The organism is Candidatus Bartonella washoeensis Sb944nv, from assembly GCF_000278135.1.
Taxonomy (GTDB): Bacteria; Pseudomonadota; Alphaproteobacteria; order Rhizobiales; family Rhizobiaceae; genus Bartonella; species Bartonella washoeensis.
Window position 1 is genome coordinate 77892 of record NZ_JH725023.1, and the last position, 21736, is coordinate 99627.

21 protein-coding genes and 2 pseudogenes are annotated in these 21736 nt (G+C 39.6%); 9 read left to right on the forward strand and 14 right to left on the reverse strand.

Annotation, left to right across the window (positions count from 1 at the left end):
• The 3 genes and pseudogenes from MCQ_RS02890 to MCQ_RS02900 all read right to left on the reverse strand — a co-directional run.
• Window positions 1-453 (reverse strand): annotated as a pseudogene (locus MCQ_RS02890) (hypothetical protein); the annotation flags it as partial.
• A 107-nt stretch (window positions 454-560) separates the two neighbouring features.
• Window positions 561-1064, reverse strand: coding sequence for a peptidoglycan-associated lipoprotein Pal (gene pal / locus MCQ_RS02895; RefSeq protein ID WP_006923439.1), 504 nt, complete (start codon window positions 1062-1064; stop codon window positions 561-563).
• A gap of 199 nt (window positions 1065-1263) precedes the next feature.
• The gene (locus MCQ_RS02900) at window positions 1264-1953 is read right to left on the reverse strand and encodes a DUF1013 domain-containing protein (protein ID WP_006923440.1); all 690 of its coding nucleotides are present in this window, start codon (window positions 1951-1953) and stop codon (window positions 1264-1266) included.
• 434 nt (window positions 1954-2387) lie between these two features.
• Between MCQ_RS02900 and MCQ_RS02905 the strand changes: the two genes are divergently transcribed.
• Window positions 2388-3134 carry a YebC/PmpR family DNA-binding transcriptional regulator gene (locus MCQ_RS02905; protein ID WP_006923441.1) on the forward strand — a complete coding sequence of 249 codons (747 nt, stop codon included), beginning with the start codon at window positions 2388-2390 and terminating at the stop codon, window positions 3132-3134.
• A 1051-nt stretch (window positions 3135-4185) separates the two neighbouring features.
• Here MCQ_RS02905 and tolB read toward each other — a convergent pair.
• The 10 genes from tolB to MCQ_RS02955 form a co-directional block, all read right to left on the reverse strand.
• A complete protein-coding gene (gene tolB / locus MCQ_RS02910) occupies window positions 4186-5508 on the reverse strand; it encodes a Tol-Pal system beta propeller repeat protein TolB (RefSeq protein ID WP_181461069.1) in 1323 nt (440 codons plus the stop codon).
• A gap of 42 nt (window positions 5509-5550) precedes the next feature.
• Window positions 5551-6825: a hypothetical protein gene (locus MCQ_RS02915; RefSeq protein ID WP_006923443.1), complete on the reverse strand. Its 1275-nt coding sequence runs from the start codon at window positions 6823-6825 to the stop codon at window positions 5551-5553.
• 75 nt (window positions 6826-6900) lie between these two features.
• Window positions 6901-7353 carry a protein TolR gene (tolR, locus tag MCQ_RS02920; RefSeq protein ID WP_006923444.1) on the reverse strand — a complete coding sequence of 151 codons (453 nt, stop codon included), beginning with the start codon at window positions 7351-7353 and terminating at the stop codon, window positions 6901-6903.
• Between the two features lie 11 nt (window positions 7354-7364).
• Window positions 7365-8078, reverse strand: coding sequence for a protein TolQ (gene tolQ, locus MCQ_RS02925; protein WP_006923445.1), 714 nt, complete (start codon window positions 8076-8078; stop codon window positions 7365-7367).
• A gap of 164 nt (window positions 8079-8242) precedes the next feature.
• Window positions 8243-8680 carry a tol-pal system-associated acyl-CoA thioesterase gene (gene ybgC, locus MCQ_RS02930; protein ID WP_006923446.1) on the reverse strand — a complete coding sequence of 146 codons (438 nt, stop codon included), beginning with the start codon at window positions 8678-8680 and terminating at the stop codon, window positions 8243-8245.
• A gap of 214 nt (window positions 8681-8894) precedes the next feature.
• On the reverse strand, window positions 8895-9989 hold the full coding sequence (ruvB, locus tag MCQ_RS02935) for a Holliday junction branch migration DNA helicase RuvB (protein ID WP_006923447.1): 1095 nt from the start codon (window positions 9987-9989) through the stop codon (window positions 8895-8897).
• 13 nt (window positions 9990-10002) lie between these two features.
• The gene (ruvA, locus tag MCQ_RS02940) at window positions 10003-10620 is read right to left on the reverse strand and encodes a Holliday junction branch migration protein RuvA (protein ID WP_006923448.1); all 618 of its coding nucleotides are present in this window, start codon (window positions 10618-10620) and stop codon (window positions 10003-10005) included.
• Window positions 10617-11126: a crossover junction endodeoxyribonuclease RuvC gene (ruvC, locus tag MCQ_RS02945; RefSeq protein WP_006923449.1), complete on the reverse strand. Its 510-nt coding sequence runs from the start codon at window positions 11124-11126 to the stop codon at window positions 10617-10619. Before ruvC ends, ruvA begins: the two co-directional genes overlap by 4 nt.
• 464 nt (window positions 11127-11590) lie before the next feature.
• Window positions 11591-12109, reverse strand: a complete 519-nt coding sequence (locus MCQ_RS02950; RefSeq protein WP_006923450.1) for a DUF1465 family protein — start codon at window positions 12107-12109, stop codon at window positions 11591-11593.
• Window positions 12110-12273: 164 nt separating this feature from the next.
• Window positions 12274-13416, reverse strand: a complete 1143-nt coding sequence (locus tag MCQ_RS02955) for an OpgC family protein (protein ID WP_006923451.1) — start codon at window positions 13414-13416, stop codon at window positions 12274-12276.
• A 109-nt stretch (window positions 13417-13525) separates the two neighbouring features.
• On the opposite strand from MCQ_RS02955, the gene MCQ_RS02960 reads away from it, so the two are divergent.
• The 8 genes and pseudogenes from MCQ_RS02960 to MCQ_RS09565 all read left to right on the forward strand — a co-directional run bounded on the left by MCQ_RS02960 (window position 13526) and on the right by MCQ_RS09565 (window position 20136).
• Window positions 13526-14173: a thiamine phosphate synthase gene (locus tag MCQ_RS02960; RefSeq protein ID WP_006923452.1), complete on the forward strand. Its 648-nt coding sequence runs from the start codon at window positions 13526-13528 to the stop codon at window positions 14171-14173.
• Window positions 14174-14708: 535 nt separating this feature from the next.
• On the forward strand, window positions 14709-15257 hold the full coding sequence (locus tag MCQ_RS02965; RefSeq protein WP_006923453.1) for a TIR domain-containing protein: 549 nt from the start codon (window positions 14709-14711) through the stop codon (window positions 15255-15257).
• Window positions 15258-15737: 480 nt separating this feature from the next.
• Window positions 15738-15851, forward strand: coding sequence for an antitoxin PaaA2 family protein (locus tag MCQ_RS09840; RefSeq protein WP_006923454.1), 114 nt, complete (start codon window positions 15738-15740; stop codon window positions 15849-15851).
• A gap of 599 nt (window positions 15852-16450) precedes the next feature.
• Complete coding sequence (locus tag MCQ_RS02970) at window positions 16451-16855, forward strand: helix-turn-helix domain-containing protein (protein ID WP_006923455.1); 405 nt, start codon at window positions 16451-16453, stop codon at window positions 16853-16855.
• Window positions 16856-17513: 658 nt separating this feature from the next.
• Window positions 17514-17783, forward strand: coding sequence for a TrbI/VirB10 family protein (locus MCQ_RS02975; RefSeq protein WP_006923456.1), 270 nt, complete (start codon window positions 17514-17516; stop codon window positions 17781-17783).
• A gap of 459 nt (window positions 17784-18242) precedes the next feature.
• A complete protein-coding gene (locus tag MCQ_RS02980) occupies window positions 18243-18641 on the forward strand; it encodes a hypothetical protein (RefSeq protein ID WP_035007851.1) in 399 nt (132 codons plus the stop codon).
• 1095 nt (window positions 18642-19736) lie between these two features.
• Window positions 19737-19883, forward strand: a complete 147-nt coding sequence (locus tag MCQ_RS09330; RefSeq protein WP_244595351.1) for a type II toxin-antitoxin system RelE/ParE family toxin — start codon at window positions 19737-19739, stop codon at window positions 19881-19883.
• A gap of 18 nt (window positions 19884-19901) precedes the next feature.
• A pseudogene (locus MCQ_RS09565) lies at window positions 19902-20136 on the forward strand (HigA family addiction module antitoxin).
• A gap of 160 nt (window positions 20137-20296) precedes the next feature.
• On the opposite strand, the gene MCQ_RS02995 reads toward MCQ_RS09565, so the two are convergent.
• Window positions 20297-20872 carry a hypothetical protein gene (locus MCQ_RS02995; protein WP_006923458.1) on the reverse strand — a complete coding sequence of 192 codons (576 nt, stop codon included), beginning with the start codon at window positions 20870-20872 and terminating at the stop codon, window positions 20297-20299.
• Window positions 20873-21736: the final 864 nt, after the last annotated feature.

The following is a 21736-nucleotide window of genomic DNA, read 5'->3' on the forward strand; positions in this document are numbered from 1 at the left end:
TTCTTGATCTTGAATCAAACTCTGAAAAGAAAAATTCGCATCCAAAGTAGCAGAAACCGCACCCTTAGCGGCAGGAGGCACATCCGTAGCGGCAGGAGCCGCATCCGTAGCAGCAGGAGGCACATCCGTAGCAGCAGGAGGCACATCCGTAGCGGCAGGAGACGCATCCGTAGCAACAGGAGGCACATCCGTAGCGGCAGGAGCCACATCCGTAGCGGCAGGAGGCACATCCGTAGCAGCAGGAGCCGCATCCGTAGCAGCAGGAGGCACATCCGTAGCAGCAGGAGGCACATCCGTAGCGGCAGGAGACGCATCCGTAGCGGCAGAAGATGCATCATATGGAGAGTATTGAGAAGCCCTTCGCGGCGCACTTTGAGCAGACAAAGCAAAACATGCTATAAGAACCGACATAAAAAAGACGGTTATCCAATTTTGATTCCTATAGATCCACATACTTTTTCCCCCAAAAACCAATACAAAAATTTACACAAAATCCTCAAATTCACCCCCCAAATTTAGACAACCCTCCAATTTAGGCAAATCATTGACAATAGTGTTTTTTAACCACCGTTGTTATTAATCGTAGTAACAGCGCGTCGGTTTTGGTTCCAACAGGAAATATCGTCACACACAGCGACAGGTCTTTCTTTTCCATAAGAAATTGTTTGCATCCGTTGTGCAGAGACACCAAGAGACATTAAATAATCGCGTACAGCAACAGCACGCCGCTGCCCAAGTGCCAAATTATATTCACGCGTACCACGCTCGTCAGCATGACCTTCAATCGTAATGAAATAGGAAGGATAACGAAGCAACCATTCTGCTTGGCGCATTAAAATACGTTCAGCATCAGGCTCAATTGAAGAAGAATCGAGGCTAAAGAAAACGCGATCTCCAACGTTAACAGCAAAATCATGCCCTGAACCTAAAGGTGCCTGATTCAGATAAGAGCCATGCATAGCGTTGAAACCACCACCATGTTTTTGCCCACAACCAACCAAGGACAGTGAGAAAAAAAGGACTATGTTCAAGGGATGAACAATAATATTTTTGATAGAGCGCATATACTGATTCTCCTTATAAATAAAAACTGAATGCGGATACATTGTTTCGATAGCGCTTTAAAAATAATCGTTAATTCGTAATGAAGACAAAATTTTCTGTGTGTTTTTATCGACCATTATTTTTAACTCCACCAATTTTCTTCAACCATCACCGTTCACCACGAACATGAAGTCACACCACACTTTGCATCATTTTTGTTTATGCATCATCCTGACGGTCTTTTTGAAGTGCATTGAGTTTGGCAAAAACTTTATCAGCATCGAAATTTTTGTTGAGATCTTGTACATCCTCTTCTTCATTGAGGGCAACATTTTCTGTAACCGATGCGGGGAGCAAAGATCTGTCCCCCTCAGGAGAGAGAGGGCGATTTTTCGCAGCACGCTGGAGTTCGATATCCAAATCAATTTGCAAACACAAGCCAAGGCCTACAGGATCACGAGGAACCAAATTAGCACTATTCCAATGGGTTCTTTGGCGAATTTGCTCAATGGTTGCTTTTGTTGTTCCAATCAACCGCGCAATCTGAGCATCTTTTAATTCAGGGTGATTAATCACCAACCATAAGATACCATTTGGGCGGTCTTGACGCCGCGAAAGAGGGATATAGCGAGCGCCTTTACGTTTTTTTTCAGGAATGCGGACTCTTGATTCAGAAATCCTCAAGCGTGCATTTTTATCTGCCTCCACCCGTGCGATTTCACTACGTGTTAACTGCCCAGAATTAATCGGATTGAGGCCTTTAATACCGTAAGTTGATTCACCATCAGCAATAGCTTTTACTTCCAACACATGCAATTTACAAAATTCTGCAATCTGTTCAAAAGAAAGCGCTGTGTTATCAACCAGCCAAACAGCTGTAGCTTTGGGCATCAAAAGTTGCGTTGCCATTTTTATAACATCCTCTCACTTCGCCTTTTTAAAGGCAGGTTATTGCCCACTCTGGAGCTTTGGAGTATTCCCCCTATACGGGAAGATATTTTCTCCTATGTTGTCAGGCTATGTTCACCCGCTTTGGATAAAGCGAGACATGGAACAAACCACTTTTGCCATGAAATTACATCCTGTTATAGCGTGATTTTTGATTGACGACAAGACACCTGTCTTGTGGTATCCCTCAAGAAAGTCTCTTTACCTTTAAGAGGAATTTTCTTATTAAAGGATTTATTCGATCACTTCACTTTATGATGCAACGCATTTGTTGGCACATTTTTGGTGCGTTTGTTGCATCAAAATGGGTGTGTGACCGCCTCTAATCAAGAGACCCTTAAAACTGAAAAAGAAAACCGCAATGGAAAGGGAAACCTTCAACTGAAAGGGAAACTATGGCAGGCCATTCACAATTTAAAAATATTATGCACCGTAAAGGGCGTCAAGATGCAATGCGCTCGAAAATATTTTCGAAGCTTGCACGTGAAATTACAGTTGCAGCAAAACAAGGCGCTCCTGATCCGGCCATGAATCCGCGCTTAAGGCTCGCTGTACAAAATGCCAAGGCACAATCAATGCCAAAGGACAATATTGAACGTGCGATCAAGAAAGCTTCGGGCAATGATGTCGAACACTATGATGAAGTACGATACGAAGGCTATGGCCCAGGGGGTGTTGCAGTTATTGTTGAAGCTTTAACCGATAACCGAAACCGCACCGCTTCAAATGTGCGCGCCGCCTTTACCAAATCAGGGGGTGCACTGGGAGAAACAGGTTCGGTGAGCTTTATGTTTAATCGGATTGGTGAAATCATCTATAAGAGAGAAGCAGGAACAGCTGACAGCATCATGGACGCAGCCATAGAAGCTGGTGCCGAAGATGTGCAATCGGAAGAGACTGGACACCACATCACCTGCGCATTTGAAGATATTGGTGAAGTTTCTAAGATGCTTGAAGCAAAACTTGGCGAAGCAGAATCAATCAAAACGATTTGGAAAGCAACCACCCTTGCACCCGTAGATGAAGAAAAAGCTTTGTCAGTTTTAAAGCTTATTTCAACATTAGAAGAAGATGATGATGTGCAAAATGTTTATGCCAATTTTGATGTCAGTGATGAGATTTTGGCAAAACTGTCTGCATAAATTGCGCACGCAATCATCACTGTGCATGCTCTCCCTTCTAAGGAGCTCTCAAACATTGCCCACACAAGCCTAATCAGCTATTGGGGAGAACATTAAGAGACGTAAAGTGAACACCCATCCCCATCTTTACTCTCTCCTTTAATTCGGCTTTACGACTTGCAAAAGCATGCACAGCAAATTCTTTTAAAGATCTTTTAAAGAATGGAGATTACCCTTTTCCTCACACCTTTGTGTATTGCCCCCTTTCATGGGGGTCACATACCTCACGAAGAGCAGCGCATCCTTATATTGCGAATTCACGCACTTGCCTAAAGAGATATCTCACCTTTAAAGAGAAATCTTACCTTGCTCGCAAGCCCATTTGACGGCACCATTCATGAAGGATATACCGCAAAACCAATAGGCTTCACCCTTCGTTCATGAGCTATAAGCCAGAGGCAGCATTATCATTTACCAAGCTCATAACAAGCTGATAATATGCAGACTCCTCTTGTATTAAGGCATTTCATAACAAACATCTTTGTTCTCTGCTTAAACGTTTTTTTATCAACATAGCAATCACTGTTTTATCGATACATAAATCCCCCTTGTGACATGCAAGCAAATGATCTTTATTGATGCTTCATACACAAGTCTAAAAAGAAATTACCGTCTTCGAACCCCTCATATTCAAGTTAAAAATAATAAATTATCCCTACAAATCAATTAACTAATATCATTTTTCTTAACACATCAAAAGCATCGCTTCAAAGTGAGATGTCTTATGCAAACTCTCAACGCTTTTCAACGAAAGGCGCAAATGCAGAAGTCCCAAAAGCTTTCTCTCAATTTTTTGCAAGGATTTTTTTTCTAAAGGTGTTCTCCCAAAAGAAATTGCATACTCTAAAGACTAATGAAAGCAGTGTAAAGCGTGCAATATTATTGAGATAAACTGATCGTACATGCAGCAAAGCGTTCTTTTTAAGCTGCAAATACGAGAATGGCTGTGTATTGCATTACCTGTGTTTTATTTATTTTTTATGTTGTTTATTTTTATTGAGCGGCTCGTTTTTCATTGCATATTGAGCAAGGGCGACCATGCTGGATCAGAAGCATCATTGGGTGTAAGTAATTGACGTTCATTGCGTCCAGTGATGTCAATTGTGTAAATTTTAGGTCCCATGCCCGGATCTTTGCGAAAAAACATCAACACCCGGCCATTAGGAGCCCAAGTTGGTCCTTCATTATGAAACCCCGTGGTTAAAATCCGTTCTCCTGTTCCATCAGGGCGCATAACACCGATGGAAAATTGTCCCTCTGATTGTTTTGTAAAAGCGATATAATCACCCCGTGGAGACCAAATGGGTGTGGAATAGCTACCCTCGTTTGAAGAAATACGCCGGAGATCACTTCCATCGGCATTCATCGTATAGATTTGCGGCTTTCCACTGCGGTCTGATGAAAAGACGATTTGTTTCCCATCTGGCGAATAAGAAGCTGATGTATCAATCGCTGAAGTTGTTGTAAGCCGCGTCATCGTACGGGTACGTAAATCCATGGTGTAAAGATTTGCACTGCCATCATTTTGCAACAAACTCATGATCACTTTTTGTCCATCAGCAGAAAAACGTGGAGCAATTGTCATATTATCAAAGGTTCCTATTAATTCCCTTTGTCCCATTTCAATTTGTTGAAGATAAACATGGGGTGTTTGGTTGTGCTCGTAAGCCATATAGGTAATTTCTTGCCGTTTGGGTGAAAAACGCGGTGTCAGCACCAATTCGCTGCCATCAGAAATGTAGATCAAATTTGCTCCATCTTGATCCATAATTGCTAAGCGCTTGATGCGTGCATTTTTGGGGCCTGTTTCATCTATAAAAACAATCCGTGTATCAAAATAACCACTTTCTCCTGTCATCTCACTATAGATCTGATCTGCAATCATATGTGCGACACGCCGCCAACGTTCTGTGGCTGTATAAAAACGCCGTCCTTTGAGTTGGCGCTTTGCAACAACATCCCATAAACGAAATTCGACTCTCAACCGTCCGTCAATTTCTCTGAGAACTTGCCCCGAAACCAAGCCTTGCGCTTTTATTTTTTGCCAATGAGAAAAATGCGGTTGTTTGTTTGGATTAGAGATTTTTTCAAAAAAAGATGCTTTATCAATCGGTAAAAAAAGCCCTGATCTTTCAAGATCGGCTGTAATCACGGCCGTTATTTTCGCTCCAATTGAATCATTGGAAATAAAATCCGTGATTGCAATGGGAATAGGATTAAAGTCAGCGCTAGAAATAGTGCCTTTCAATTGTGCATAGGCAAATGAAAAACTCGTAAGAAAAAAACTTACGATGACAAAAAACCAAGAAAAAAATATGTGTCTCTTCATAACCATCATGGAGTATATCCTTTCATTGAAGGCAGAAAAATATATATTTCATTGAGTTATTTCTTGAAGGGGATCAACAGTAAAATCGAAGCCCTGCCCCCACAAATCATATTGATCGCGTGGGAGATCTGTATAAGGTTGGCATGAAAAAACAGCTGCATACACCTGTCTTATCATAATGGTCTGCTGACTCTCTTCACCACTTAACGATTCAATGATGGGATCTCCCACGACCATTCCTTCACGATTAAGGTAAAACTGTAAACGCACAACCGGACGGTTCTTGAAATTTCCACCAAGAGCAACGAGTTTAAGCTTTTTTTGAATACATTCCCCCACTATGTTGACCAATGTTTGTGCCATTTTTGTGGTATCGTTGATTTTTTTTCTCGCCCCTAAAGCTTCTGGTTCGCTGGAGCGCTTTGCCCCACCGCCTTGCGTACGTGCGCGATTGAGCAGATTTTTTTCTTCCATTGCCAAAATATCTTCAATTGTCTGTTCAGCCATTTGCTGATTTTGTTTTTTGGCAATTTGCACATTTTGCATTGTCGATTTTTTGTCAGATTTCGGTTTGAACTGTGGCAGAGGAGCCCTATCTGAGTGCGCAACTTTGGGAACTTTTTGGCGTATGGGCACTTGCTCTACAGGCATTTTTTGTGCCTTTGAAGTCATTTGTGGCAATGGCACCTCTTCATTTTCACGCATTTCTCGAGATGCCTCCGGCACAACCTTTTCGAGACTCTGTTGCAATGCCTCGGGAATCTCCTCTGGCACAGCCTTCTCAGCAACCTCTTGCGGCATTTCTTCAGATGCCTCCGGCACAGCCTTTTCGAAACTCTGTTGCAGTGCCTCGGGAATCTCCTCTGGCACAGCCTTTTCAGCAACCTCTTGCGGCACTTCTGGAACTTTTTCTGCTTTTGTTTCTAGTAATTCTTGTGCTTTAGGTAGTGGTACAGATTTTTGCAGTTCTTTCTCTTCTCCCGATGGTAAAGGTGTTGTCTCAACAAGCCGTGGTTTTTCATCTCGTTTAAAGGGCGCGAGACTATCTACCTGCCCCTCTCCAAAATGAAGGGCTTCTTCTTTTTCTTGTGGTTTAGTGGTTGGCTTCACGGCAGAAATTGCAGCCACAGGGGCATTCAATGCGCCTTGTTTTGAGGAAAACTCTCGGCTTAGAGGAGCAAGGGTGATCGGAATTGCTTCAAATTGTTGCGGTAAAGAGACAGGATTGATTAGTTGAACAGCCCCCCAGCTGAGAAAAATTACATGTGCTGCAAGGGATAAAGCCAAGCCTCGTTTCATACTATGATAAGAGTCTTTGTTCATCGTTATGCCTTGCATTTCTTATTTTACGCGCGATCTGTTATTTTTTCAGACAACGTGCAACAGTTTATGATAATTTTATTGCGCTAAACTTGCTAAAGCAACTTGTAAAAAACCTGCTTTTTGGATATCGGCAAGCAGTTGTAACACTTTTTGATATTCAACAGTTTTTGCAGCACGCACAAAAATACGTTGGTTTTTTTGTTCAGGATCAGTAATAAGTTGGGCTTTGAGTTTCTCAATCAAAGCTTCAGATGTATCGTAATAATCTTGATTGATGGCAAAGCGGCCCTGTGCATCCAGTGAAACCGTAAGGGGAGTCCTCTCCATTCGCACGGGACCTGCTTGACTGTGCGGCAGATCAAGAGGAACACCGTTGACCAACAGTGGAGCAGAGACCATGAAAATAATCAACAACACCAGCATAACATCAACAAAAGGTGTTACGTTGATCTCGCTCATCAGTTGGCTGCTTGCACGCTGCCGCCTGCGTGTATTTTTTCGAGAAGAAGAAGCAACAGAAATTCCCATGGATAATCCCCTTATAACGGTGCATGAGATGTGAGTGTCTCATCAATACGCCGTGACAAAATTGTCGAAAATTCATCGGCGAAGTTTTCTATCTGTGCAATAATCTGAGCACTTTCATTAACCAATTTGTTATAGGCAATAACAGCTGGAATTGCCGCAAACAAACCAATTGCAGTAGCTAAAAGCGCCTCTGCAATACCAGGTGCAACAATCGCAAGTGAGGTATTTTGAGAAGCCGAAATGGAAAGAAACGAACTCATAATACCAATAACCGTTCCAAAAAGACCAATAAAAGGACCAGCTGATCCAAGAGTCGCAAGAAAGCTTAATTTTGATTCTATTTTTGCACTTTCGCGCCCTAAAGTAAGATCCATAGCCTTATCAACTCTACTCTGCAGGCTTATCGATGTATGGATTCCCTTTGCAAGGGACTTTTTCCATTCCACCATTGCGGCTATAAAAACAGCAGATATACTACTGGTGCGCTGACTTTTACACGTTGCATAAAGGTCCTCTAGCGGTTTCCCTGACCAAAATATGCGTTCAAATTGTTTTATTTCACGCCGTATTCTCCGATAGGTTAACATTTTATCAAAAATAATTGCCCAACTCCATACAGAAGCCAACAATAAACCAATCATAACAGCTTTAACAACGAAACCTGCTTGCAGAAACAAGTGCAAAATGCCAATCGTTTCCGGATTTGTTAATTCTATGTGTGGCATAATTTTTGTCCCTCTAAGTAAAAGGTTCATCTGTTAAAATTCAATAAAACAGATTGCTTTATAGTTTCTAAACTTAAGAAAACAAATTCGCGCTTTTATTTAGTACCGGTCTCTTTCCAGTCAAAGAGGCCATACGATATCGTTTTTTTTAACAAAGTACACTTTTAAACAAGAAGTGTCGAAAGATGCTTAGGTAAACGTCGCGGTTTTCCTGTCTCATTAATGAGGGCAATTTCAACTGTTGCTGTTACCAACATCATCTCCTCACGCAGAATATATTGCTCCATATAAAAGCGAGCCCCTTGAATACAATTGATTTGTGTTTTGATCGTTAAAAAGTCGTCGATTTGTGCTGGTCGGGAAAAATCAATTTCCATACGACGAACAACAAAAAACAGCTTTTCCCCTTCATTCCCTGATGCAAAAGATTTGTTATTAAAACCTATATCCCGTAGAAATTCTGAACGTGCCCGTTCAAAAAATTCCAAATAGCGCGCATGGTAAACCACGCCAGAAAAATCTGTATCAGCTACATAAACACGCGCCTGAAAAGCATGAAAAGCATTTGTATGTTTCCTCTTAAAAGAGCTTTTTTCTGTCATCTATTCTATTCCATAAAATTGTTTGATGTGGTGAATTGTCTTGTGTATCAACAGTTGAGCACGTTTTTGTGTTGAAGTGATGGAAACAAAAACACAAAGTCCTAAAGAGCTCCTAGCTTTTTTGATAAGAATGCGCACTTAAACGGCTTGCTTTTTGGAAAAAATGTGTTGTCCGTGAAAAGCATCGACATGGTTGCTGTTAAAAGAAGGTTTTTCAACTATCTTCTTCATCCCATAAAGTCGTCTGAAGTGGTGAATTGCCCTGTGTATGGGACAATTGAGCACGTTTTTGTGTTGAAGTTGTGGAAACTGGAGCAGAAAGTCCTAAATGAGTCCAAGCTTTTTGGGTTAAAATTCGACCGCGAGCAGTTCGCTGAATAAAACCTTGTTGAAGAAGATAGGGTTCAATAATATCTTCAATGGCATCACGTGGTTCTGAGAGAGCAGCAGCAATCGTTTCAATGCCCACCGGACCACCTAAAAAAGTTTCTGCAATGAGTCGTAAATAGCGACGGTCAAGTGGATCGAGACCAAGATGATCAACTTCAAGACGAGAAAGCGCTTCATCAGCAACTTTGCGGTCAATTGTTTTTGCCCTCTTAACCAGAGCAAAATCACAAACCCGCCGTAAAAGCCGTCCAGCAATCCGTGGTGTACCACGTGCACGACATGCAATTTCATGGGCGCCATCATCACTAATCTGTACAGCAAAAAGGCGAGCATTGCGCTGAACGATAAATTCCAATTCCTCTATGGTATAAAAATTAAGACGGATTGGAATACCAAAGCGATCACGTAAGGGTGTGGTCAAGAGCCCCAAACGCGTGGTTGCCGCAACGAGAGTGAATTTGGCAAGATCAATTTTAACCGAACGTGCCGCAGGCCCTTCACCAATAATAAGGTCAAGTTGATAATCTTCCATGGCTGGATAAAGAATTTCTTCAATAGCCGGATTTAAACGATGAATCTCATCAATAAACAAAACATCGCGTTCTTCTAGATTGGTTAAGAGAGCTGCCAAATCGCCTGCCTTAGCAATAACCGGGCCTGAGGTAGAGCGAAAATTAACACCTAATTCTTTGGCCATAATCTGTGAAAGTGTTGTTTTGCCCAAACCAGGTGGTCCAACAAACAAAACATGGTCGAGTGCTTGTTGACGTGCCTTTGCCGCTTCGATAAATATTTTTAAATTTGCCCGTGCCGCCTCTTGACCAATAAAGTCATCGAGCACTTGCGGTCTTAAGGAACGATCTGGATCATTTGGAAGGGGAACGGCACCCAAAAGGCGTTGATCTTCATCTTTATGCATTGTTATCTTTTACTCAAGTGGGAGGAGAAAGCAATTTGAGGCTATGGCGAATAAGCAATGCGGAGGAAACAGTTTCCCCTTCAAGAGCTTTCACCGCTAAAGCAAGAGCACTGGCTGCTTGGTCGCGTTCAAAACCAAGCTTGACCAAAGCAGAGAGTGCTTCATTTGTAGGTTGATTGGTCACTTCCAGATGAGAGACAGGAACAGAATGGAACGCATTGTCGTTAAAGGGGAGTGCTTTGCTTTTCAGTTCGCTTACAATTCTTTCGCTGACTTTTTTGCCAACACCTGGAGCTCGACTAATCATTGCAATATCGTTTAAGGCAATCGCTTGTGCGAGTTCATCTGGCGATAAAGTGCCCAAAATTGCCAAAGCAACCTTTGCGCCGACACCAGGCACATTTTGCAAAAGACAAAACCACTCTTGTTCGGCTCTTGTCGCAAAACCAAAAAGGCGGATAGCATCTTCACGAACATGCGTTTCAATAAAGAGGCTTAAACTCTCACCAAGAGCCGGTAAAGAAGGACGCAGCCGATTTGAAACAAAAACAACATAGCCCACCCCGTGAACATCAAGAATGATATGGTCATCAAAGATGTGTTCAAGAAGTCCCTTTAATTTGCCAATCATGCCATGACCCTTGCACGCTGAGAGATGCTGATACGGTGGGTACTGTGGCAAAGAGCAAGCGCAAGTGCATCAGCTGCGTCACTGCTATCAAATTCGGCACGTGGAAGAAGAACTTTCACCATCATGTGGATTTGTTCCTTATCTCCATGACCAACACCAATAACCGATTTTTTAACTTTGTTTGGAGCATATTCGGAAATTGGAAGCCCAGCTTGCGCTGGAACAAGGAGAGCAATGGCACGTGCTTGACCAAGTTTTAAAGTTGCCGCAGCATCCTTGTTGACAAAAACGTGTTCCACGGCGGCTTCATGGGGCATAAATTGATGCAAGATATCTGAAAGCCCTTTGTAAAGCTGGCACAGCCTAGAAGCAAGGTCACAACGCGCATCAGAAGAAAGCGTACCTGCTGCAACAAATTGAAGACGATTACCAGAGAAATCGATAATACCCCATCCTGTCCGCCGTAATCCGGGATCAATGCCTATAATACGAATCGTCTCTGCCATAAAGCTAACTCTATACACTTTTTCTATATTTGAATAGATGCACGCAAGTAAATAGAACAAATGAAGAAGACAATGAGATGTGTTTTTCCATTGGTGGATGTACTTACCTACTAGATTATCGTTTTCTAAGATTTAAAGAAGATATACCTTCCCTACAAGCGCGTATATATTGCCTGCGCACCTCAAAACGAAGTCAATACCGCACCCCTCAAGACCAACCATCTCCTTGCATAAAAAAAGTGTTTCCTCTTTTCTCGGACTTGGCATAGAGGCTCTCCAGCAAATAGAAGAGAAGAAGAGTGCACAACAATAAAACCGAAAAAAATGTAGAGCAGCTATAGAAATCCGCTCTAACAAAAAAAACCGCAAACTAGGCAGAAGAGAGAAGAGAAAAAACAAAAGACAAAGATTGTCGCCTCTACAAAATTCTCCCAAAGGGAAAACGATCCCCTATACAAAACTCTCTAAGAACGCCGAAATGCGGTTTTAAGCAATTGGATTTGTTTGCCCACTGGATTATCGTCTTGCAAGACATGAGAAGACACGCCTTCTCTACCGGTGCGTATATATTGCATCCGTGCTTCGAGACGCAATGAACGAGCAACAAAGTCGCGGAAAACTTCTGGAAATTCTTGCCAATGAGTACTTTCTAATTTCAGTGTCGGTGTATGAAGCGATACTTTTGCAATCTCTTTTTGTATTTGTTCTGATGTCATTTCTCCTTCGCGCTCTGCACGCAAAAGCAAGAGTTGAGAAGCTATTTGCATAAGCCTTGTACTTAAGTACATCGCTTCTTTCGCATAAAGTGCAGAAACTTCTGCTGAGAGAGAACGTGCAGCTAATTTCCCTTCGGTATCAATATAAGCTGCTGTTTGTTCAATCAGCATCATCGTTTCTTGATAGAGACGGTTAAAAGCATTTTCAAAAGCATTATGCTCAATCATATTAATGGGTTCATCATAGGGACGTTTATGTGCGCTCACGCTTTTATACTCCAACTATCAGTACAAAAATTACGACAACCAACGAATTGAGGACTAAAAAGTTTCTTTTCCTACTTGGTGAATGCTTTTTTTATTGAGTACCTCTTTTAAAATTTTTGCGCAATGTCGTTCTTATACTAGGGTTAACGCGCCAGTGAACAATGTTACAACCGAATAGGTTTTCTTGAAGACAACCGGCAAAAAAGTTGGCGTTTCTCATAATAATAAGCCACCCCCAATTGCATGGCAATACCACTCATAATCAAGAGGCTATCGGAAAAAACCGTTCCTGTCATCACTGTTTTTAAAATTTGTCCAAACATGGCAAAAACAGTTCCCGTTACAAAGACTGGTAAACTGTGTTTGCCTAAAATTGCTAAGGGATGGTGTGGTGAGACATGAAGCCACTTGTGCAAACGAGGCAAACAGAGGATAAACATTGCTAATGCAACAACATGGAGCAGACGTGGCAAACTTAAAAAAGTTTTATTAAAATCAAGCAACGGGGAAGACCATTGAAGCCACCCCAAAACGCCCCACCAATTGAAGCGAACCCATAACAATGAGAGCAAAAGATACGCGGTTGAAAGAACAAACCAAAAAGGCTGAAAAGCGATTTTTTTTCCTTGTTTAAGAGACAAAGTACTGACTAACCCTATGACAAACAAGAGTTGCCAAGACAAAGGGTTCAAAAACCACTTTCCCTTTAAGGGATAAGAAGGCGGAGCAATTTCATAAAACCCACACAGGAGATAGAGCATGAACGAGCCTAAAAGCAACAATCCCTTCCGCTTACAACCCCAATAAAGTGCAAAAGGTGCAAAAAGCATCAAAACAATATAAAGTGGAAGAATATTATTATACCCTAACTGATGTCCAAAGCTTAAAGTGCTCAAAAATGCAACCAAAGGCTGTGTAACAAAGAGACCCACATTGTTCATCGATAAAAGTTTCTCTGTACGCCACAATAAAAAGCCTGCTAAAAAAAGGCTTAAAGTTACAAAAGTGGTAAAAAGATACGCCCCATAAAGTTGAAAAGCTCTGTGCCAAAGTTTGCGCACAATAACACGAAAAGGCTGCTGATATAAGCGCGCATGAAAACTCAATCCAAGCGAAACCCCTGAGAGCAAAACAAAAACTTCTGCTGAATCAGAAAAACCAAAATTTCTATGTGTTATAGTTTCATAGAGGGTTCCGGGAATATGGTTGATGAAAATCGTCAACAAGGCTAAAGAACGAAAAACATCAATGCGTGTATCGCGATGAAAAGGATGCGTATTATGATTCAAAATACCCTGGTATCCCATCATGGACCCCCATAAGCAATAAAAGTGATACTTCCTTTTAGCAAAGCGCACTTATAAGATAAAATTTTATTTCAAAAGTCAAGTTTATTTTAAAAATCAAGGACTTCGTATGACAAAACAAGAAAATAAACCAACTGAATCGCATCCTCAGTTGATTTTGACATTAGATGTTCGACGCACCTTAGAACCCACCATTTTGCGCCAAATGATGCAAACCAAGTGTTTTGCATGCGTTATCCTCTATGATACTCAAAATGATGAAGCCTTTTTACAAAAACAAGCGCAACTTTACGTAGAAGATATCCAAAAGAATGATGCCGCCCTTCTTATCGCTGGTGACAGCCGCATTGTTGGACGCATAAAAGCAGATGGTTTGCATATAGAGGATGATCTTAACGCTCTTGAGCACTTCAAAAATCAGAAAAAAGAACAAAAAATCATCGGTTTTGGAAATTTACGCAATCGCCATAGTGCCATGATTGCTGGCGAAACAGGCGTCGATTACCTTTTCTTTGGAAAACTCGGTGCTGATAAAAAACCGCACGCACACCCGCGCAATCTTCAACTCGCAGGGTGGTGGGCAGAGATTATGGAAATCCCTGCTGTTGTGCAAGCAGGGAGTGATTTTACAACTTTTGATGACGTATTAAAAACCGCCTGTGAATTCATTGCCGTCGAAGAAATCATTTTCGCCCACAACAATCCCTTGAGCGTTCTTGAAATGATAAAAGAAAAATGTAAAAACTTCCCCTTATGATACGGATAAAACATCCATGCTAAACCGCTGATAAAAACCCTCCAACACGCATCCCCGCAATATCCATATGGAGCACACAATGACCAATAAAGAGGATAAAAATGCGTTTCGTTCACCCATAATTCAATCAGATTGCCTCATCACTTAAGTCAAATGAGATGAAAAAGCTAGCGTACCTTTTTTACATGGTGTAAAAAAGAAAAATCATAAAACTTTCTAGTTCAACATATCATAAAAAGAAACCATTATAATTGGGGAAAATCATCATTTTTAATATTGGTAATAAATACCAATAACTGATGATAGAAACATGTGCAGGGCATAAAATGGAATACAGAGGAACTTTTGAAGATCTTAAAAACATGGTTTACAAGACTGACCATGAAATCACAGCAGAGAAAGCCTTATACTCTCAATCCATTAAAATAGGACATCAGATCAAAGTCTCTACTGGAGCAATAGTTAACTGGTATGAAAAAAAGGAACACTTCAATTTCAAGGTGGAGAAATCGCGAAGCAAAAGCTAGAACAAGATTTGGCTAAGTATATAGAAGAAAAATCACAAGCTTCTTTCCCCAAAACTACTTCCAATGTCTTCCCCCTCTCTTCTCCAGAGATCTTTATCGTACACGGTCATGATCATGTTGCCTTAGAGCAACTTGAACTTGCTCTTCGCAGGCTTGGGCTCGAACCTTATATCTTACAAAATACGAGTGGCAATGGTTTAACTCTCATTGAAGCTTTAGAAAGAGAAATCTGTACGCCAACCCGTTCTATAAAATTTGGTATTGTACTGCTCACTCCCGATGACATGGGCTATGCCAAATCCGAAAGTAAAACAGCAGCAAAACCTCGTGCTCGACAAAATGTTATTCTTGAAATGGGCATGTTAATCTCCGCGCTTTCTCGCCAAAATGTTGCCATTCTCATAAAACAAGAGGTTGAAATCCCTTCAGATCTTAAAGGGCTTAGATACATTCCTTTCAAAAATCATGTAAAGGAAAACATTCCAGAACTTGCTGATCTATTAGCAGACGCTGGATTTACCTTAGATGCAAAGAAAATTGCTCATGCATCAAGGTAAATTGAAGCAACGCCATCTTTAATTTCTGAACACACTCTGTACGCCTGTAATTTGTTTCAGTAAACAAGATCAATGGGCAAAAGCACCACCGCTTTTTTCGTTATTTTTGATTTGATGAGAAGCTCTCCACCTCCCAAACTCTCCAGCCGCTTTCCAAAATCATAACATCAGAGCCGGATTTAAGGAAAGAAATCACAACCCTTGGTTCTTAGGGGGAACGAAATCCCTTCCAAGACACCTAACGACATCCTTAACCAATAACAAAACGGCTTATTTTTTCCTTCCACAACAGCTTCAAAATCATGATAATTCAGATGAGCTTCTTAAGGTCAAAGCAACTCCTATATTATTGTTATTACGTGAAGCTATAATTCGCTCCACACGATTAAAAATTAAATATTTTCAATGAAGTGATATTAATAATGTAACCAATAATAATTATCTTCAACATAAGAAATAGCAAGGAAATACCACTATAGTATGTGGCTACGAAACAAGGGAGCAATAAACCTTGCAAATCCACATCTTGCACTTCCGCATGATGAAGTTATGGCTAAAATGGAAGCATTAAGAGAAAAATTTGAAACCGAATAACAAAGAGTCTGGATGCTCAAAATTGTCTGGATGCATTGAACTGGTAATGATTTACGTCAGATTTTAACTCATATTACCCATGAGAATCCACCCACCACGCGATAAATCAAAAAACTCTTCGAAGCTTGTGTAATACCGCCATTGGCTGAAAATTCATATCTCTTACAACCAAAGTGAAAGGGTGCTAGGATTACTGGAAATCATAGCACATCCAGATTATCTTATAGTATACTAAGTCACTACAAAGAAAATTGAGATTGTCACCGATGTACACACCCACTGTGAATTTCCTAACTCCATTTGATTTAATGAGACTCCTGCCTCTTATTTTAAAAAACTGTCAATTACAAAAACTGTTTTAATTTTATCGCCCCCCTAAAATCACTTTATTATTGAGCAACTGTTGTTAGTCGTATCCGCAATGATCAATAAAGGATTAAAACCCCTAAAATTCGAGCGTAAAGATTAACCCATTATAAATAAGCTCATACTATGGAATTCATAAAAATTCCGGGAGTTTTTGCTATGTCCAGGTGCTCTCAGCACTAAAAGCAAAAAGGCTGACTCGGATTCAGTGTTTTCAAGCTCCCGGAATACCAATGCGAGGGCGCTCGCACCCGGTGGGGGGCTTTAGAATGCGAGCTAAAAATCTTCTTAACGACATTTTTATAGGCAAAAAAATTCGTTTTAAGCGAAAAATGCTGAAAATGTCTCAAAAAGAATTGGGACACTGCTTAGGTATAACCTTTCAACAAATCCAAAAATACGAAAAAGGATTAAATCGTGTAAGTGCGGGGCATCTGAAGGAAATTGCTGATATACTAAATGTTCCACTTTCCTTTTTTTACGCTGATCTCTTAACAAAACAAGAAACCCCATATCATCATGATGAGATAATATCGAATGAAAAAGAATACCTGCTTTTAAAAAGGTTTAGAGTTCTAACCTCTGTAAAACAGAAGGCAATTTTACAGTTGCTCTCTGATCAAAAGGAAAATTTTTAACATCATAGTCTATGGCACCAGCCTCTCTGTTCTTGACGTGCCTCACACACCTCAAAGGACACGAAATTCCTCCGCTAGCCGGTTGATAAAAACTCCAATTTCTCAGAGCGCGTTCAATTTAGCTTACCCATTATGGAGTTCATTTCACAAGATTATACAGGCAAACTCTATTCTGGATATTCACCATACTATTCAATAAAAACACCACATGTGTAAAGTTTTATGCCTTACATCACCACTCTAAACGATAGATTTTACAGCACAACAAGATAAGCATTCATGCGTATTTTTTTAAAAAGGACAACCGTCCAAAAGCAACGCTTGAAAATTTATTGGGTAAATCTGAAAGAGCACTTAACGCATCATTTTATAATGGTGATGGAGGACGTGATTTTAACATGCAAGCGTAAAAGATTGCTTTTTTATCACAATCACCAGAAGCAGAAGTTTATTTAAAAATATACGCGATATACGCAGCAAAAAGCACTTCAAACAAGCCCTAAAATTAAGGCTGAAACCATTATCCTGATGTTATGAGAAGTGGTGTGAAGAGTGATTGACTTAGACAAATCATAGCTCAGGGAAAAGAAAGCATTTACGGATTCAGCTACTGGTCAAAATGTTTTAATTCCTGTAGGGGCAAGGCTTATTTAAACATATGAGAGCCGAGGATCTACCGGTCAAAAACGTGTATATTTCTTGGCCAAGAATTACCTATCCTGATGGTTCTTCGTTATCGCTTGCAAATACGCCAGGCTCTGATCAATCTGGTTATGCAAAATTTAAGGATGAAGTGAAGAACCATTCTTTAAAAGTTTTTGAAAACGCTCTCATGCTTTCTGTTATTTCAGGAGCTTCACAAATGTCTCAAAAAACACATAAGACAAGGAGTGATGACAGTAAAATAGCAATAGCAAAAGAAACATGAGCAGCAGAATTTGGTAGGCAATGGAGCGAGATCGGGGTTGAAATGACCGTAAAAATCTAGACATTCAACCAACAATGACTCTTCGTCCTGATGATAATTTCCACATTATGGTAACAAAAGATATCGCTTTACTTAGCTTAGCAAAGTCATCCAAGGGCTGTACTTCCTTGCTGATAAGTCCATCTTAAAAGGACTCTAGGACTACAGCACATCACGAAAACAATTGTACAGAAAGTATATGTTTACACATGTTTTGCGTATTTTTAACATAGAGATTTTGTATGTTCATGAAAAGCTTTAAAGCATTTGGAAATGATGGCGGTTAAAAAAAACGAATGGAAAAATACCGCTTGATTGAAAACCGATATATTTGTTAACACTGCTATCAGCAAACTTGCTCTTATTTCTGGCGCAAAAGCTTGCCAAGAGAGCGTAACAATGAGTTAGGGGGGATTTAAGATATTGAAATATTTACTGTTATCACCGCTTGTGCTAGCAGCCGGTTGTGCATCTGTAAATACATCAAGTTATGTTGGTCAAGGTGTTACGAAGAATGCTGCAAAATTCATTGCTCATGATTATATTCGTAATATCAAAAGCCGTTTGCCGCCAGCGACAACCACGCTTGTTATAAAGAAAAATAATACAGCAGACAACTTTACTCCTTTATTTATCAATCTGTTGCGAAAGAATGGATATCGCGTGATTTATAGAGATCAACCCCAAAAACAGCAAAATATGGGTGTAAATTTGGTTTACATACTAACACCAAAGGATAATGGACGTATCGGTTCTGTTCTTCAGTATGATTGGGCTGGAGAACCAAGTTATTATATACGTATTTTTCAGAATAGATGACCCCCCTCTCCACTGTGAACGTTCTCTATATTTTAGACGTAAAAACTCCAAAGCTGTTCCTAAAGAAAAAAGAAAAGAGATTTGCACCTCAATAAAAGCTCTTGTTTTTTAGCCAAAATGAATAAATTTTTTCTGTATTTTGTAACGATATGCGATACAATTGTAAATAATCACGTTTTATAGAAACGTAACTTAAAAACGGGGGAAGCCATGAGCGATATATCTACTAACAAGATCCATACCAAAGAGAAAAATCCCAAAGCAAAAAAGAGCATCTTATCAACTATAATGCGTAGAGCATTCAAAGATAATAATTAGAATATTGTCTGCGATATTGAAAAAGTTGATTTACGCAATCTTCCTTATCCTGTTATTCATTCGTAAACCGGTTCTTATCTTCTTAAATGTCTTAGCTGGTCGGTTGACTTGAGTTCTATTGTTTATTTTTGTTGGATACACGGCGTGAGCAGCTCCTATGGAACACACCAAACTGCAATGGTAATTGGTTCTATCATCCTTATATTTCTCTGCTTATTTGCCAATGATATCTATAAAAAACTCTTATTACGTTTAGCACCTCCTGATTATGATCTTATTCTCTTTGAATAAAGAGAGAGCACTTCGCTCACATATAACTTAATCAAAAATGAGAGGCTGCTCACCTCTCAAACTCTCAAGAATGCTCTCCAAAATCATAAGATCAGACCCGCGTTTATTGAAAGAACGCAAAAGCCTTTGTTCTTAAGCGCAAGGCCCCCCTACGGGAGCGCCTGACAGCGACCTTGAAAAGAACCAAGGCTTGTTTTGTCCTTCAGACAAAGCTCTGAAATCATGATCTATGGGAAGAGCTTAGAATAACACCTAAAGCACCTTATAGTATGGAAGAAACATTTGATTTTTTAACGACAATGGATAATTTCTTCTGAGGTTTTGTAAAGATACACGATAGAGTATATTATGGCTTTAGGATTTAAACATAAAGAACTTGAGGCCTTCTATAATACTGATGCTACAAAGAGAATTCAATCTGCCCATACTCTCAAAGCTAAGACGTAATTTCAGTGCTCTTAACGTCGCTATATCACCAAATGGTTTGTGCATTACCCATCCTTTCGATTACATCCTCTAAAAGGGGATCTTAATAAGGGCTATTGGTCAATAACTGTAAATGGAAATTGGCACATAATATTGCGTTTTATTGGTATCGATGTCGCATTTGTCGATTATCTAGATTATCATTAAATAACGGAAACTAAAAAAATGATGAAAAACCCTCCACATCCTGGGGAACTTTTGCGTGAAGATGTCATCGCGAAACTTGGTTGATCCGTTATTGAAGCCATTGAACCGCTTAGGATGTCTCGTGTAGTATTTTCTAGGGTTTTAAATGGGAGAGCTGCACTCAGCCCCAATTTCGCTATACGGCTTGAAGTGGCAAGTGTGCGTTTAGCTAAGTGATTGGCTGGTTATACAAACAAATTATCATTTAGCGTAAGTTCTAAAACATAAACAACCTAAGATACGACCTCTTTATACCAACGCATGTTAGTATCTCCTCTATCTTCTTGAAGTACTTTTTAAGGGCACCTAAATGGCACCTTATAATGTATTAAATTGAAACGAAAATAAGGCTCAGAACCTAATAGAAACTTCTTCTATTTTGTAAAATCTTCAAGATTGGTTTGGTATTCATCATTTGGACGATTTGAATGCGTAGCAGATAATTTTATATGATACGTTCGTACAAATTCTACAGATTGATCACCTTTGAAAAATACAGCAGGATTGACCCAATATTGATTACGCAGTTTGGGTTTTAAAAAATCTTTCATTATGAGTTCTTTTAAGCCATTGTGAAATGTCCTATTGGTCATATCAAGTTTCACACCATTTAAACCATCATCAAGCCAAATCAGGGTAATACTATCTGTTAACTGGGCAGATTGATATATTTTCAAAGCCTCTATAAAAACGCGATATCCTGTAAGCGACAAATTAAAAACTTCTCGAATGTCATTTGCGAATGCTTTTAAAAACTGCTCTTCATTATTTTTTTCTTCAATAATATGAATCGTAGGTACAGTAAGGATATTTTCAGTTTTACAATCGACCAACTTTTGAAACCCAACACACGTCGTAACAGTTTTATCACGAATACATATTTTAGATTTCCTGAAAAAAGGATTTTCAAGCGGTGAATATTCTAATTTTCGCAAATTAAGATCGTTCATTGAACTGTCCATTAAAGTTTATAGGCAGTTTTCAGATTGCACCATATGGACAAGAGAAATTTTTTGGATTTTTTTCTTCTTTTAATGTCAAATACTATTGACATAATTTTCCATAAAGGTTACATTTTATCAAAACTCACTACCAAATTGAAAATTGTATTATCATAAATGATAACTCATACATTAGCTGAACAGAGAAAGCAAACTATCAGCTAAGTGAGAGGCTTTTTTGAAAGATAGAACCGCCATTGGGTGATGGTGTTTCTTTATATTATTTCATTGAAAAGAGAACCTGTATAGGTTCAAGACAGTGTTATTCGACAGATAAAGCCCCCCAGTACTCACATTATGAAATTTGTTGAATAGAGGAAATTTATAAAGTGATTAATTTCCAAGATCGTTTCCTTTTATAACCTTATCTTATCTCGTGTAAAGACTTTTGAGATATTAGGGTTAAGATTTAAAAAAGCCTAAAAAGCGGCATAAAGATCATAACAACGAATAAGAAAAATACAACTCAGAATATAATTTTAAAAAATATGTACAGGCAAAAAAGATTTTGTGAAAAATTGTAAAGATCGTTTAATTTTGAAACATTCAATTCTGAAATTAATTTTAAAAGCGGATATCAATCATCGGCAATTAGAGTACACTTCAAATCACAAAAGTTTGTTGCACTGGAAAACTCCATTGCACTGTAAACATTGTTCTCAGAATATAGAAAAATTCTGAAAGTCGTTAAAAGAGCTATGCTTTTCTCATCATTTTTGATGTTATGAGAGGCACTCCACCTCTTAGACTTCCTAAACTGCTCGCCAATATCATGAACATCAGATCCCATGTTTTATAAAGAGACAAACAAGC